18 protein-coding genes are annotated in these 13,110 nt (G+C 69.0%); 7 read left to right on the forward strand and 11 right to left on the reverse strand.

The window, feature by feature from the left end:
* Window positions 1–37 precede the first annotated feature (37 nt).
* Entirely contained in the window at window positions 38–352 is a 315-nt protein-coding gene (locus QSK25_RS30640) for a DUF6355 family natural product biosynthesis protein (protein ID WP_285643388.1), read from the reverse strand.
* Between the two features lie 17 nt (window positions 353–369).
* Window positions 370–690: a DUF6355 family natural product biosynthesis protein gene (locus QSK25_RS30645; RefSeq protein WP_285643390.1), complete on the reverse strand. Its 321-nt coding sequence runs from the start codon at window positions 688–690 to the stop codon at window positions 370–372.
* Between the two features lie 270 nt (window positions 691–960).
* Here QSK25_RS30645 and QSK25_RS30650 point away from each other — a divergent pair, with 270 nt between their 5' ends.
* Window positions 961–1,374 carry a DUF4190 domain-containing protein gene (locus tag QSK25_RS30650; protein WP_285643392.1) on the forward strand — a complete coding sequence of 138 codons (414 nt, stop codon included), beginning with the start codon at window positions 961–963 and terminating at the stop codon, window positions 1,372–1,374.
* A gap of 9 nt (window positions 1,375–1,383) precedes the next feature.
* On the opposite strand, the gene QSK25_RS30655 is transcribed toward QSK25_RS30650, so the two are convergent.
* Both QSK25_RS30655 and QSK25_RS30660 read right to left on the reverse strand, forming a co-directional pair.
* Window positions 1,384–1,560: a hypothetical protein gene (locus QSK25_RS30655; RefSeq protein ID WP_285643394.1), complete on the reverse strand. Its 177-nt coding sequence runs from the start codon at window positions 1,558–1,560 to the stop codon at window positions 1,384–1,386.
* 147 nt (window positions 1,561–1,707) lie between these two features.
* Window positions 1,708–2,667 (reverse strand): HpcH/HpaI aldolase/citrate lyase family protein, encoded by a 960-nt coding sequence (locus QSK25_RS30660; protein WP_285643395.1) that lies wholly within the window; start codon window positions 2,665–2,667, stop codon window positions 1,708–1,710.
* 110 nt (window positions 2,668–2,777) lie between these two features.
* Between QSK25_RS30660 and QSK25_RS30665 the strand changes: the two genes are divergently transcribed.
* The 4 genes from QSK25_RS30665 to QSK25_RS30680 are packed head-to-tail and all read left to right on the forward strand — an operon-like array spanning window position 2,778 to window position 5,693.
* A complete protein-coding gene (locus tag QSK25_RS30665; protein ID WP_285643396.1) occupies window positions 2,778–3,113 on the forward strand; it encodes a hypothetical protein in 336 nt (111 codons plus the stop codon).
* Window positions 3,110–3,946: an aminoglycoside phosphotransferase family protein gene (locus QSK25_RS30670; protein WP_285643397.1), complete on the forward strand. Its 837-nt coding sequence runs from the start codon at window positions 3,110–3,112 to the stop codon at window positions 3,944–3,946. Before QSK25_RS30665 ends, QSK25_RS30670 begins: the two co-directional genes overlap by 4 nt.
* A gap of 15 nt (window positions 3,947–3,961) precedes the next feature.
* Window positions 3,962–5,215, forward strand: a complete 1,254-nt coding sequence (locus QSK25_RS30675; RefSeq protein ID WP_285643399.1) for a magnesium transporter MgtE N-terminal domain-containing protein — start codon at window positions 3,962–3,964, stop codon at window positions 5,213–5,215.
* On the forward strand, window positions 5,208–5,693 hold the full coding sequence (locus tag QSK25_RS30680; RefSeq protein ID WP_285643401.1) for a DUF1003 domain-containing protein: 486 nt from the start codon (window positions 5,208–5,210) through the stop codon (window positions 5,691–5,693). Before QSK25_RS30675 ends, QSK25_RS30680 begins: the two co-directional genes overlap by 8 nt.
* On the opposite strand, the gene QSK25_RS30685 is transcribed toward QSK25_RS30680, so the two are convergent.
* Together QSK25_RS30685 and QSK25_RS30690 are read right to left on the reverse strand one after the other, a co-directional pair.
* A complete protein-coding gene (locus QSK25_RS30685; RefSeq protein WP_285643402.1) occupies window positions 5,683–6,081 on the reverse strand; it encodes an NUDIX hydrolase in 399 nt (132 codons plus the stop codon). The genes QSK25_RS30680 and QSK25_RS30685 overlap by 11 nt on opposite strands.
* Complete coding sequence (locus QSK25_RS30690) at window positions 6,078–6,545, reverse strand: MarR family winged helix-turn-helix transcriptional regulator (protein WP_285643707.1); 468 nt, start codon at window positions 6,543–6,545, stop codon at window positions 6,078–6,080. The genes QSK25_RS30685 and QSK25_RS30690 overlap by 4 nt, the downstream gene beginning before the upstream one ends.
* Window positions 6,546–6,648: 103 nt before the next feature.
* Here QSK25_RS30690 and QSK25_RS30695 point away from each other — a divergent pair, with 103 nt between their 5' ends.
* Window positions 6,649–7,794 (forward strand): Mrp/NBP35 family ATP-binding protein, encoded by a 1,146-nt coding sequence (locus QSK25_RS30695; RefSeq protein WP_285643403.1) that lies wholly within the window; start codon window positions 6,649–6,651, stop codon window positions 7,792–7,794.
* 62 nt (window positions 7,795–7,856) lie between these two features.
* Here QSK25_RS30695 and tatB read toward each other — a convergent pair whose 3' ends face one another.
* From tatB to sigE, 4 genes are all read right to left on the reverse strand, one after another.
* Window positions 7,857–8,234 carry a Sec-independent protein translocase protein TatB gene (tatB, locus tag QSK25_RS30700; protein ID WP_285643404.1) on the reverse strand — a complete coding sequence of 126 codons (378 nt, stop codon included), beginning with the start codon at window positions 8,232–8,234 and terminating at the stop codon, window positions 7,857–7,859.
* A 17-nt stretch (window positions 8,235–8,251) separates the two neighbouring features.
* Window positions 8,252–9,772, reverse strand: coding sequence for a S1C family serine protease (locus tag QSK25_RS30705; RefSeq protein ID WP_285643405.1), 1,521 nt, complete (start codon window positions 9,770–9,772; stop codon window positions 8,252–8,254).
* A gap of 65 nt (window positions 9,773–9,837) precedes the next feature.
* Complete coding sequence (locus tag QSK25_RS30710; RefSeq protein ID WP_285643406.1) at window positions 9,838–10,371, reverse strand: anti-sigma factor; 534 nt, start codon at window positions 10,369–10,371, stop codon at window positions 9,838–9,840.
* Entirely contained in the window at window positions 10,368–10,949 is a 582-nt protein-coding gene (sigE, locus tag QSK25_RS30715; protein WP_229813090.1) for an RNA polymerase sigma factor SigE, read from the reverse strand. The genes QSK25_RS30710 and sigE overlap by 4 nt, the downstream gene beginning before the upstream one ends.
* Window positions 10,950–11,168: 219 nt before the next feature.
* Here sigE and QSK25_RS30720 point away from each other — a divergent pair, with 219 nt between their 5' ends.
* Window positions 11,169–11,801, forward strand: a complete 633-nt coding sequence (locus tag QSK25_RS30720) for an O-methyltransferase (RefSeq protein ID WP_285643409.1) — start codon at window positions 11,169–11,171, stop codon at window positions 11,799–11,801.
* Window positions 11,802–11,862: 61 nt separating this feature from the next.
* Here the strand turns inward: QSK25_RS30720 and glgC are convergent, their stop codons facing one another.
* On the reverse strand, window positions 11,863–13,077 hold the full coding sequence (gene glgC / locus QSK25_RS30725) for a glucose-1-phosphate adenylyltransferase (RefSeq protein WP_285643411.1): 1,215 nt from the start codon (window positions 13,075–13,077) through the stop codon (window positions 11,863–11,865).
* Window positions 13,078–13,110: the final 33 nt, after the last annotated feature.

Raw genomic sequence — 13,110 nt, forward strand, 5'->3', positions numbered from 1 at the left:
CGGCGTCCTCGCCGCTCCACCACCTCGACCGTTCGACCTACGGGCGCGTCTCACCCACGTTCTGGCAGAGCTCTCCCTTATACCAGGCGAAGTACGCGAGATCGCGCAGAGCGTTGTAGCCGGGACCGGCACAGAGGTCGTAGCCGGGAGACGCCGACATCTCGACCCTCACCCACACCTTCGTGGAGGAGTCGCAATGCACGTAACTCGGCGGGTAGCCGCCCAGGCCGGTCTTACCCGGCACGTAGCCGCACTGCTGAGCCGACGCGGCGGGAGCCAGGACGACCGCCGACGCGAGCGCGGCTCCCGCCAACGCGAGCCCCATGACGCCCTTGCGCAGATTTGTTTTCATTTTTCCCCCAGATGCGATCAGCGCGGGTCGCGAATGTCGCCAACGGTGTTGCACAGAGCACCCGCATACCACGCGTTCTGCACGATGAACACATTTCCGAGTTCAGTGCGACCCGGCCCGACACACAACTCGATGTCGGCATGGCTGATGAAGTCGACGTGGATCCACACCTTCGACGACCCGTCGCAGTGGTAGTAGACCGTCTGCGTGGCAGGCGTTCCCTCGACCTGGTAGCCGCAGGCCATGGCCTGCGCCGAGGTCCCACCGACGAGCAGAAGGCCGGCTGCGACGGCAGCGGAGGACAGCACCGCGAAGGATTTCCGCAGAGAGGTTTTCATTCAAAGCCCCCATTTATCAGCAACACGGAACGCAGGACCGAGTCAGTCCCCCAGGACGCCCCGTGCGCATTGCGCGAACTTTCATCCGCATCTCCGACCCTGGCACAGCAGTAACGTGATCGTCAAGCACATCCGCGAACTATGCAAACTATTTGCCCGCCGAAGGAAACGACACCATTGAAGGACTGCCGCGGTACCCACCGCCACGCGAATCCAAACCTCGGCGGACGGCCTTATACGCTCTGCCCTACAACCGCCAGGGGGAACACGATGACCTACGACCCTTACAACCCGAAGCAGCCGGGTGACCCTTACGGCCAGCAGCAGCCCTACGGCCAGCCGGGCGCCTACGGCCAGCCGGGTCCGTACGGTCAGCCAGGCCCGTACGGCCAGCCGATGTACGGCTACGGCTACCCGCCGCCCATGCCCAAGCCGCAGACGAGCGCGATCGTGTCGCTGGTGCTGTCCATCGCGGGGTTCGTGACGTGCGGTCTCTCGTCGATCGTGGGCGTCGTGTTCGGCCACATCGCGATGGGGAAGATCAAGCGCGGCGAGGAGGAGGGCCACGGTCTGGCGCTCGCCGGCATCATCGTCGGCTACTGCGTCCTCGGCGGTTGGTTGATCTACCTGGGGTTCTACCTCTTCGTGATCCTCGCGGTGTTCAGCGGCAGTTCCTACAACTGAACCGAGCGCTCACCCCGCGAGGGCGATCTCCAGAGCGCCACCGCAGTGGCGGCAGACGTCGGCGAACACGTGGACGTCGGCGGCACAGCCGGGGCAGCTGCGGAAGCTGCGCTCCAGCAGGTCGTCCTCACGGCGTTTGAAGAGCCGCAACCGTCTGCTCGTCTTGCCGTTACTCGAACGTGACATGACGACGAGCATGCACCCGCACCAGGGCTTGATCGCAAACTCTTGTCACGGATTGTGCCCCACTTCACCCGTTTTGAACGCAACCTGTGACGGTCGACCACGTCCAGTGATGACTGGGGTGAAGTAGGGCACAACCAGTAACGGATTTCAGCCCTCCGGCGGCGTCCAGACGTTCGCGCGCGCCATGCCCGCGGCACGGCCCTTGCCGGAGATCACCAGCGCCATCTTGCGCGACGCCTCGTCGATCATCTCGTCGCCGAGCATCACCGCGCCGCGCTTGCCGCCCGCCTCGGACGTGTAGAACTCGTAGGCGTCGAGGATGTTCTCGGCGTGGTCGTAGTCCTCCTGCTTGGGGCTGAAGACCTCGTTGGCCGCCTCGATCTGGCCGGGGTGCAGCACCCACTTGCCGTCGAAGCCGAGCGCCGCCGAACGACCGGCGACGCGCTTGTAGCCGTCGACGTCGCGGATCTGCAGGTAGGGGCCGTCGATGGCCTGCTTGTCGTGGGCCCGCGCGGCCATCAGGATGCGCATCAGGATGTAGTGGTAGGCGTCGCCGACGTCGTAGCCGGGCGGCTGCTCGCCGACCACCAGCGACTTCATGTTGATCGACGCCATGAAGTCCGCCGGGCCGAAGATGATCGTCTCGACGCGCGGCGACGCGGTGGCGATCGCGTTGACGTTGTTCAGGCCCAGGGCGTTCTCGATCTGCGCCTCGATGCCGATCTTGCCGACCTCGTAGCCCATGGTCTTCTCGATCTGGGTGATCAGGAAGTCGAGGGCGACGACCTGCTCGGGCGTCTGCACCTTCGGCAGCATGATGCAGTCGAGGTTCGCGCCGGCGCCCTCGACGACCTCGGTGACGTCGCGGTAGGTCCACTCCGTCGTCCAGTCGTTGACGCGCACGACGCGAGCCTTGTCGCCCCAGCCGCCCTCGTTGAGCGAGGCGACGATGGTCTTGCGGGCGTCCGGCTTGGCCAGCGGGGCGCAGGCGTCCTCCAGGTCCAGGAAGACCTGGTCCGCCGGCAGCGTGCGGGCCTTGTCGATCATCTTCTGGCTGGAGCCGGGCACCGCAAGGCACGAACGACGGGGACGCTGCTGGTCGACCACTGGAGTACCTCCTTGTACCGGCCGGTAACTATGAGCGCCACAGTGGCACGCATCATCTCCGGGCGCATATCCGCTGAGTCCCGTTTCACAAACCCTGGCAGGCTGAACCGGTGGAGATCACTCGAATCCTGGACGCGGCGCTGCGGAAAGCCGCTGCCGTCTGGATCACTTCGCCCGGCCACGAACCGCGCCTGGTGCACGCTCACTGGCGTGCCGACGCGCTGTGGGTGATCAGCGGCGGCACCGAACCGGCGGCGCCGTTGAGCGACGGCGCGGAGGTCACCGTCACCGTTCGTTCGCCCAGCACGCACTCGCACCTCGTCGACGCCCAGGCCGTCGCGCACCTCACCGAGCCGGACGACGAGACCGTGCAAGCGCTGAAGACGGCCCGCCTCAACACGAAGCCGGAGTGGGAAGCCGTGTACCGCTTGGAGTTCAGCTCGTGATCACCGTGCCGGAGGGGTTCGGCGAAGGGCTCGGCGACGGCGCCGACGCGTGGGTGGCGTCGTTGCCGAAGCTCGCGACGAAGGCGTGCGCGCGCTGGCGGCTGACGCCGGACGGCCCGTTGATGAACGGGTTCTGCGCCGTCGTGCTGCCGGTGCGCCAGGCCGACGGGCACCCGGCCGTGCTCAAGCTGACCTGGGTCGACACCGAGACCGAGCACGAACCGCTCGCGCTCAAGATCTACGACGGTGACGGCGCCGTGCTGCTGCTGGACCACGACGCGGAACTCGGCGCGCTGCTCCTGGAACGCCTGGACCACACGCGGTCGCTGCTCGGCGAACCGATCGAGGTCGCGGTCGACGTGATCGGCTCGCTGCTGCGCCGCCACCGGCGGTTCGAGGCACCGGCCGAGATCCACCGGTTCCACAGCGAGGTCCGCGACCACCCGGCCGTGCCGGGCAGGCTGGTGGACGCCGCACGCGAGGTGGCCACCCGTCCGATGGGCAGCACCCTGGTCAACGCGGACCTGCACTACGAGAACGTGCTGCGCGGCGACCGCGAACCGTGGTTGATGATCGACCCGAAGCCGCTGGCCGGCGACCTGGAGCGCGGCGTCTTGCCGTTGCTGTGGAACAGGTTCGACGAGATGGACGGCCGAAAGGGACTCACCGACCGCTTTCTCGCGTTGTGCGAGGCGGGTGAGCTGGACGTGGAGAAGGCGCGGGACTGGACGCTGTACCGGGCCGTCACGAACTGGATGTGGTGCCTGGACGAGGGGGACGAGGGCCAGGCCGTGATCTGCGCCGAGATCGCCGGGTGGGCGGCCAGGGCGTGATCTAGCCTGGTCCTCGTGGTGGCTGTGAACCGGATCTACATCGCTCAGCTGGCCGGACTTCCCGTCTTCGGCCCCGATGGCGAACCCGTCGGCAAGGCCCGCGACGTCGTGATCAGCCTCCGCATCGACCGGCAGCCTCCGCGGGTGCTCGGCATGGTCGTGGAACTGGTGACGCGCCGGCGGATCTTCGTGCCGATGCTGCGCCTGACGTCGATCGAGCCGAACGCCGTGACGCTCGCGACCGGGTCGGTGAACCTGCGGCCGTTCCACCAGCGCGTCAACGAGGTGCTGGTGATCGGCGAACTGCTCGACGCCAAGATCCAGCTCGAGGACGGCGGCACGGCCGTGGTCGTCGACGCCGCGATGGAGCTGACCCGCACCCGCGACTGGCGGATGGTGCGCGTCGCGGGCCGCGAGCGCACCGGCCGGTTCAGCCTCAAGGGCCCGGTGCAGGTGTGGCGCTGGGAGGACGTCGGTGGCCTGAGCGTCAACGAGATCGCGGGCCAGCCGCAGAGCGCGCAGCAACTCGTCGCGGTCTTCGAGGGCATGCGCGCGGCCGACGTCGCCCACGCCCTGCACGAACTCCCGCCCAAGCGCCGCCACGAGGTCGCCGACGCCCTGGACGACGAGCGGCTCGCCGACGTCGTCGAGGAACTGTCCGAAGAGGACCAGAAGGACATCCTCACGCACCTGGACGAGGAACGCGCCGCCGACATCCTGGAGGCGATGAACCCGGACGACGCGGCCGACCTGCTGGGCGAGCTGGCCGAGGGCACCAAGGACCGGCTGCTCGAACTGATGGAACCCGAGGAGTCCGCACCGGTCCGGCGCCTGCTGGAGTACTCGTTCGACACCGCCGGCGGTCTGATGACGCCGGAGCCGATCATCCTCACGCCGGACGCGACGATCGCGGAAGCGTTGGCACGAGTGCGAAATCCCGACCTCACGCCCGCGCTGGCGTCGATGGTCTTCGTGTGCCGCTCGCCCTCGGCGACCCCGACCGGCCGCTACCTCGGCTGCGTGCACATCCAGCGGCTGCTGCGCGAACCGCCGTTCGACCTCGTCGCCGGCGTGCTCGACACGAGCATGGCGTTCCTGTCACCCAACGCGTCGTTGAGCGACGTGACCCGCTACTTCGCCACCTACAACCTGGTGTGCGCCCCGGTGCTGGACGAGGACGAGCACCTGCTCGGCGCCGTCACCGTGGACGACGTGCTGGACCACCTGCTGCCGGACAACTGGCGCGAGACGGGACTGAGCCATGCCTGAACTGCTGCCCCGGCGCAGACTGGACCAGCCGCGAGGCCCGCGCGGCTTCCGGTTCTCGATCGACCCCGACACCTTCGGCCAGCTCTCGGAACGGCTCGCGCGGTTCCTCGGCACCGGCAAGTTCCTGTTCTGGCAGACGCTGATCGTGGTCGCGTGGATCGTGGTGAACCTCGTCGCGGTGTCGCTGCGGTGGGACCCGTACCCGTTCATCCTGCTCAACCTGGCGTTCTCGACGCAGGCCGCCTACGCCGCACCGTTGATCCTGCTCGCGCAGAACCGGCAGGACGACCGGGACCGCGTGTCGCTCGAGGAGGACCGGTCGCGGGCCGCACAGACCAAGGCGGACACCGAGTACCTGGCGCGGGAGCTCGCGGCGGTGCGGCTCGCGCTGGGCGAGGTGGCGACGCGCGACTTCATCCGGGGCGAGCTGGAGAAGCTCGTGAAGGAGCAGAACAACCTGAAGAAGGTCAGGCCCTGACCTGTCCACCCGCGACCAGGTCGTCCAGGACCTCGTGGATCGCGGGAGCCGTCTCGGCGTGCGCGCGGTACTCGTCGCGGGTCACGTAGGTGAGTTCGGCGATCTCGCCCGTGGGCTGCGGCGTGCCCAGCAACGACGCCGTGAAGCACGTCATGTCGACCATCGCGCCCTCACCTTCGCCGTAAGCGGGGGCGACGTAGCGCTTGAGCTCGCCGGGTGCGTCGATCTCGACGCCGAGTTCCTCGCGAACCTCCCGGCGCACCGCGTCCACCAGGGACTCACCGGGTTCGATCTTGCCGCCGGGGAGGTAGAAGGCCTTCTTGTTGCGTGAGCGCACAACGAGGAGACGGCCGGCCTCGACGTGCACCAGTCCCACCACGACGATCACGGCAGCAGGTCGTCCGCTGCCAGGCGGTCGCACGTGCGGCCGAACGCCTCGAGCTCACCGGGGCCGAAGCTCTCCCCGAAGTGCTCGGCGACGCCGGCGAGGTGGGTGGCGGAGGCACTGCGCAGACGCTCAGCGCCAAGAGGTGTGAGCACGGCCACGATGCCGCGTCCGTCACCGTCGGCGCGTTCGCGTCCGACAAGACCGGCACGTTCCAAACGGTCCACGAGGCGGGTCACGCCAGAGCGGGACAGCAGGACGGCATCGGCCAGTTCGGTCATGCGCATGCGCATGGAAGGCGTCTCGGCCAGTTGAACCAGCACGTCGTACGCCGCGAGCGATAGGCGCTGCTCAGCAATCAGTTCGGCCTCGAGGACCCTCGTGATCCGTGCATGCGCGCGGAGGAACGATCGCCACACCCCGAGCTCGACACGGGTGGGCAACCGGGAACTACCCGATTCCGGCACGGACGTCGATGTTACGGACAGCGCCCTCGTGGCTACGACCTGGGCCTGTGCGCAGATGTGACCGGCCGGTAGGACGGGCACGAACCGGACGTAGCATGGATCGGTGACCACCACGCAGCCCCGCCCCACCGTCGAGGACGTCCGCAAGGCGCTCGCCGGGGTGCAGGACCCCGAGATCCGCCGCCCGATCACCGAGATCGGCATGGTCAAGGACGTCGAGGTCGGCGCGGACGGCGCCGTGGTCGTCGGTGTGTTCCTGACGGTCGCGGGCTGCCCGATGCGCGACAAGATCACCGCTGACGTCACCACGGCCGTCTCCGCACTGGACGGCGTCTCGTCCGTGCGCGTCGACCTCGACGTGATGAGCGATGCCCAGCGCACCGAGCTCCGCAAGACGTTGCGCGGTGGCACCGAGGAACCCGTCATCCCGTTCGCCCAGCCCGGGTCGCTGACCCGCGTGTACTGCGTGGCGTCGGGCAAGGGCGGTGTCGGCAAGTCGTCGGTGACCGTGAACCTCGCGGTGGCGATGGCGGCTCGCGGGCTGTCGGTCGGCATCGTCGACGCGGACATCTACGGGCACTCGATCCCGCGCATGCTGGGCGCCGACGGCCGTCCCACCCAGGTCGAGAAGATGATCATGCCGCCGCAGTCGCACGGTGTGAAGGTCATCTCGATCGGCATGTTCACGCCGGGCAACACGCCGGTGGTGTGGCGCGGGCCGATGCTGCACCGCGCGTTGCAGCAGTTCCTGGCGGACGTGTTCTGGGGCGATCTGGACGTGCTGCTGATCGACCTGCCGCCCGGCACCGGTGACATCGCGATCTCCGTCGCCCAGCTCGTGCCGAACGCCGAGATCCTGGTCGTCACCACCCCGCAGCAGGCCGCCGCCGAGGTGGCCGAGCGCGCCGGGTCGATCGCGCTGCAGACCCGTCAGCGCGTCGCCGGCGTCATCGAGAACATGTCGTGGCTGGAGATGCCCGACGGCTCGCGCATGGAGGTCTTCGGGGCCGGTGGCGGCGAGGCCGTGGCGGAGTCGCTGACGAAGGCGATCGGGTCCGACGTGCCGCTGCTCGGCCAGGTGCCGCTCGACCCGCGGCTGCGGGAGAACGGCGACACGGGCACCCCGATCGTGCAGGCGGTGCCGGACTCGGCCGCCGCGCAGGTGCTGTCCGAGGTGGCGAAGAAGCTGTCGGTGCGTTCGCGCGGCCTGGCGGGCCGGTTGCTGAACGTGTCGCCCGCAGGGCGCTAGCGCTCGCACAACGCGAAGAGGGCCCTCTCCGGATGGAGGGGGCCCTCTTCGCGTTCAGGAACTCAGGTGGCGTCCGGGTCGTACGGCGGGCGCTCCCCCGGTGCCAGCGGGCGCTGTTCCTGCACCGGCGGCGTCGACGGGGTCGGGTAGCCGTTCGACTTCGTCGTGGGCTCGGGGTCCTCGAAGAGGTGCTTGGTGACGGCGCGCTTCGGGTCGAAGTTGCGCAACTCCCGCAGATCCTCCAGCGGCTTGCGGAGCGACTCGAACTCCGGGCCCATCTCCTGCTTGAGCTGCTCGCGCGCGCCGGTCGCGTACTCGCGCACCTGACGCACCGTCTTGCCCAGCCAGGCCGCGGCCGATGGCAGGCGTTCGGGCCCCAGGATGAAGAGACCCGCAACGACGATGATGAGGATCTCTACCCATCCGATGCTGTCGAACACGGGTCCCAGCCTACTTGTCAGTCGCTCTTGAGTGTGACGTCGAGTTTGAGCTCACGGCCTTGCCGGGCAAGGGTTACCTGCACGGTTTCGCCGATTTCGTGTTCCCTGACCGCTACGACCAGTTCGGCGGCGTTGCGGACCATGCGGTCGCCGACCCTGGTGATGACGTCGCCCTCCTGGATGCCGGCGGCCGCCGCGGCACCGCCCGCGGGGACGTTCTGGACCTGCGCGCCCTCGGAGGTCTCGGCGGACACCGACTTCACGTTGACGTTCATGTCGGCGTGCTTGACCTGGCCGTTGCGGATCAGCTCCTGGCTGATCTTGCGGGCCTGGTTGCCGGAGATCGCGAAGCCCAGGCCGACGGAGCCGCCGGTCTCGGTGCGGATCGAGGAGTTGATGCCGATCAGGGCGCCGCGCGAGTCGACCAGCGCGCCGCCCGAGTTGCCCGGGTTGATGGCGGCGTCGGTCTGGATCGCGTCGTAGGTGACCTGGGGGCCGCCGTTCTCGCCCGCCGCGGTGACCGGGCGGTGCAGGGCGGAGACGATGCCCTCGGTGACGGTGTTGGAGAGCTGCAGGGGCGAGCCGATGGCGATCACGCTGTCGCCCACCTGCAGTTCGTCGGAGTTGCCGAACTGCAGGACGGTCGGGTTGGTGACCTCGACCTTGATGACGGCCAGGTCGGTCTTCGGGTCGCGGCCGACGACACGCGCGGCGGCTCGGGTGCCGTCGGTGAAGACGGCGCTGAGCTTCGCGGACGAGTCCTGCGCGGCGGGGGCGACGACGTGGTCGTTGGTCAGGATGTAGCCGCCACCCTCGATGACGACGCCGGAACCGACGCCCGCGACGTTCGCGCCCTTGAACTCGATCGAGACGACGCTCGGGGTGACGCGCTTCGCGATGTCCGAGATGGAGCCCGCGGGACGTTCCTTGCCCTGTTCGACCTCGGCCAGGGTGACCGTCGAGTCGGTCAGCGGGTTGCCCGCGCGGCCGATCAGCCAGCCGACCAGGCCACCGACGGCGCCGAGCACCAGGGCGACGGTCAGCAGCAACGCCATGGCCGTCGGCTTCACGCGGCGGCCGAAGAGCAGTTCGGGAACGCTCAGCTGCGGGCCGGGCTCCGGCTTGCGCTCGGGTTCGCCGGGCGGGTCCTCACCGACGGCGGGCGGGCCGATCACGGCACCGGACGCCGGGTCGCGCCACGGGTCACCCGCGGGCTTGTCGCCCCAGAACACCGGGTCGATGTCCGGGTCAGGGTCGGAGGTGGGCTGCGGCGGGCGCTGGAGGAGTTCGGAGGAGCCCTGGCGGCCGAACGCCGTCACGAGGGACTCGGGAGGGGGCGGCGCGGACTCGACCTGCGTCACGGGCACGTCGCGCGTGGCGAACGCGCCGGGAACACCGTCCGGGCGGCCGAAGGCCGTGGCGTACGCGGGGTCGACCGGCGGCTGCACCAGGGGCCGTGGCCGGAGCCTGCGGTGCGCTCCGTCGTCCACTCCGGAAACGGGTGTGGACGTCTGGCCGTTGGGCGACTGCTGGCTCATCTCTCCCCGGTTTTCGCGCTAGGAGTGCTGAACTACAGCGTGCCTCACGAACAGTGAAATGGCTGTCAGGGGGTGGTCGCGAAGACCGCGCCGGCGTTCTGCGGTGCCGGAGCAGGCGCGGGCGCGTCACTGCTGTCGGGCGTGGTGAACGCGAGCGCGCCGAGCAGCATGCCGCTCACGACGACCCCGGCTCCCTGGCGGGCGCGACGGCCGCTGAACCAGCCGTTGCTGCCCAACGGTCTGGAAGAGCCGAGCACCGGGCCCGCGCCGAACGCGGGCTTGTCCGTGCGCTGAACGGCGACGAACTGTCCGTCCTCCGTGATCGCGAGCCCGTCCGGAGCGGACGGCAGCTCGACCTCCTGGGGGATCGCGCCGAGCCTGTCGAGCAGCGACGCCGGCGCCGTGGGCGCCGAAGCGGTGCGCACGGCCGCACGCGCCTGCTGCTGCGTGAAGGTCTCGAAGGCGCAGAACCCGCAACGCTGGATGTGCGCGGCGGCTCGTTCGTGGGCGGTCGAGGAAAGCTCCCCGTCCACGAACGCCACCACCGCGTCCAGCGCGAGGTGTCCCTCAGGAAGGCCCCAACCACGGAGGTCGGTCATGCAGAGTCCTCCAGCAACGATTCCTGACGACGGCGCTCGAGAGCGACCTTCAGGGCCTGGCGGCCCCGATGGATCCTGCTCCTCACGGTACCCATCTTCACCCCGAGCGTGGCGCCGATCTCCTCGTAGGAGAGGCCTTCCACGTCACACAGGACGACGGCGGCGCGGAACTCCGGCGGGAGCTCGTCCAGCGCGGCCTGCAGGTCGGGGTCGAGGTGGTTCTCGTCGTAGATTTCCTCGGGGGACAGGTCGTCACCCTCGAGGCGGTCGTTGTCCTCGGGCAGCGCCTCCATGCGCACGCGGCTGCGCCGGCGTGCCATGTCGAGGAAGAGGTTGGTGGTGATGCGGTGCAGCCACCCCTCGAAGGTGCCCGGCTTGTACGACGCCAGCGAGCGGAACACGCGGATGAACGTCTCCTGCGTGAGGTCCTCGGCGTCGTGCTGGTTGCCGGTCAAGCGGTACGCGAGCCGGTAGACCCTGTCCGCGTGCTCGCGGACGATGGAGTCCCACGAGGGCGGCGTCCAGTCGGCCGTCTCGATGGGCGCGACGGCCTCCGGCGAACTCGACTGCGTGCGCATCAGGTGTTTCGGCACCTCCATGTGGGCCGCCCGGCGACCCTTATGCGGCTCAACGGGCGACGGGTCCGGCTTGTTCCCGACTAGAGCCTGGCTTCTTGCTTCTGTACCTTCTCCTGCTCCCTTTAAACGATCGTGAGAGTGGGCTGAGAGCATCCTGAGAATCTCGGTTCGGGCCGCGTTCACCCGTTTTGGGCACGCTTGGCACTAACCTGCTAACCCGTGACCACGGAATCGGCCCTGCGGGAGTACGTCGAGCAGTACCTCCCCGAGGACGACGTGCACCTGGCGGCGAGAGCTCGCGGCCAGGAACTGGGCTGCGTGCCCATCGGCGCGGGCGGAGGCGCCGCCCTGCGGTTCCTCGCGACCGCACTCCAGGCCCGCGCGGTGGTCGAGATCGGCACCGGAGCGGGCACCAGCGGCCTCTACCTCCTGGCGGGCATGCCGCCCTCCGGCATCCTGACCTCGATCGACGTGGCCTCCGAACACCAGCGCGCGGCTCGCGAGGCCTACGCGTCCGCAGGCGTCTCCCCCTCGCGCACCCGCCTGATCATGGGCAAGGCGCTCGACGTCCTGCCCCGGCTGACCGACGCGGCCTACGACCTCGTGTTCGTGGACGCCTACAAGCCCGAGTACCCGCAGTACCTCGAACACGGCGTCCGGATGCTCCGGCCGGGCGGCGTCATCGCGTTCGACAACGTGCTGTGGCACGGCGCGGTGGTCGACCCGGCGCAGCGCGACGAGTCGACGCAGGCGATGAGGGACATCGCGCGCCTGGTGAAGGAGGACGACCGCCTCGTGCCGGTCATCCTGCCGCTGGGAGACGGCCTGCTGGTGGCGGCCCGCCGCCCCTGAAAGCGCACGCGGGGAGCTTTCGTTCGCGTAGCACGCACGAAAGGGCCCCGCGTGCGGTGAGTCAGTAAGCGCGGACGCCCTTGCCCAGGACCGTCACGCCGGACGCGGACACCGTGTAGCGCTCGCGGTCCATCGGCGCGTCCACACCGATCAACGCCCCGTCGGGCACCACGACGTTCTTGTCCAAAATGGCCCGCCGCACCACAGCGCCCTTGCCGATCCGAACCCCGGGCAACAGCACCGACCCCTGCACCACCGACCCGACCTCGACGGTCACGTCGGACGAGATCACCGATCCGTGGATCTTCCCGGAGATGATCGACCCGGGCCCCACCATCGAGTCCTCGGCGGACCCGCCGGCGATGAACTTGGCCGGCGGCAACGGCGGCGTGGCCGTCCGGATGGGCCACAGCTGGTTGTAGAGGTTGAAGATCGGATGGACCGAAACCAGGTCCATGTGCGCGTCGTAGTAGGCGTCGATGGTCCCGACGTCCCGCCAGTACCCGCGGTCCCGGTCCGTGGCGCCGGGCACCACGTTGTCCTGGAAGTCGTAGACGTGCGCCTTCCCGCGGTCCACCAGCATGGGGATGATGTCGCCGCCCATGTCGTGGTCCGAGTCGGGGTTCAGCGCGTCGCCCCGCAGAGCGTCGAGCAACGCCTCCGTGGTGAAGACGTAGTTGCCCATCGAAGCGAAGGTCACTTCGGGGTCGTCCGGCACGTGCGGCGGCTCGGACGGCTTCTCCAGGAACCGGGTGATCTTGCCGGAGGCGTCGGAGTCGATGCACCCGAACGCCTTGGCCTCGGCGCGCGGCACGCGGATGCCGGCCACGGTGACGGCCGCGCCGGACTCGACGTGCTGCGAGATCATCTGGCCGGGGTCCATCCGGTACACGTGGTCGGCGCCGAAGATGACCACGTGGTCCGGCTTCTCGTCGTGGACCAGGTTCAACGACTGGAAGATCGCGTCGGCCGAGCCCGTGTACCAGCGCGGGCCCAGGCGTTGCTGCGCCGGGACCGGGGTCACGTACTGACCGAGCACATTGGACAGGCGCCACGTCGTCGAGATGTGGCGGTCCAGTGAGTGCGATTTGTACTGCGTCAGCACGCAGAGTTTCGCGAGCCCGGCGTTGACCAGGTTCGACAGCACGAAGTCGACCAGCCGGTAGTTGCCCCCGAAGGGCACAGCCGGTTTCGCGCGGTCGGCCGTCAACGGCCAGAGGCGCTTGCCTTCACCACCGGCAAGCACAATTCCGAGAACGTGCGGCTGCCCCTTCACAGCATGTGACCCTATCCGTGCGATCGTTCTCGA

The organism is Lentzea sp. NBRC 102530, from assembly GCF_030269365.1.
Taxonomy (GTDB): Bacteria; Actinomycetota; Actinomycetes; order Mycobacteriales; family Pseudonocardiaceae; genus Lentzea.

What these genes read in the sequence shown, in the direction of transcription:
- QSK25_RS30640 (WP_285643388.1), bottom strand. Translation starts at nt 352, where the DNA reads ATGAAAACAAATCTGCGCAAGGGCGTCATGGGGCTCGCGTTGGCGGGA.
- QSK25_RS30645 (WP_285643390.1), bottom strand. Translation starts at nt 690, where the DNA reads ATGAAAACCTCTCTGCGGAAATCCTTCGCGGTGCTGTCCTCCGCTGCC.
- QSK25_RS30650 (WP_285643392.1), top strand. Translation starts at nt 961, where the DNA reads ATGACCTACGACCCTTACAACCCGAAGCAGCCGGGTGACCCTTACGGC.
- QSK25_RS30655 (WP_285643394.1), bottom strand. Translation starts at nt 1,560, where the DNA reads ATGTCACGTTCGAGTAACGGCAAGACGAGCAGACGGTTGCGGCTCTTC.
- QSK25_RS30680 (WP_285643401.1), top strand. Translation starts at nt 5,208, where the DNA reads ATGCCTGAACTGCTGCCCCGGCGCAGACTGGACCAGCCGCGAGGCCCG.
- QSK25_RS30705 (WP_285643405.1), bottom strand. Translation starts at nt 9,772, where the DNA reads ATGAGCCAGCAGTCGCCCAACGGCCAGACGTCCACACCCGTTTCCGGA.
- QSK25_RS30710 (WP_285643406.1), bottom strand. Translation starts at nt 10,371, where the DNA reads ATGACCGACCTCCGTGGTTGGGGCCTTCCTGAGGGACACCTCGCGCTG.
- sigE (WP_229813090.1), bottom strand. Translation starts at nt 10,949, where the DNA reads ATGCGCACGCAGTCGAGTTCGCCGGAGGCCGTCGCGCCCATCGAGACG.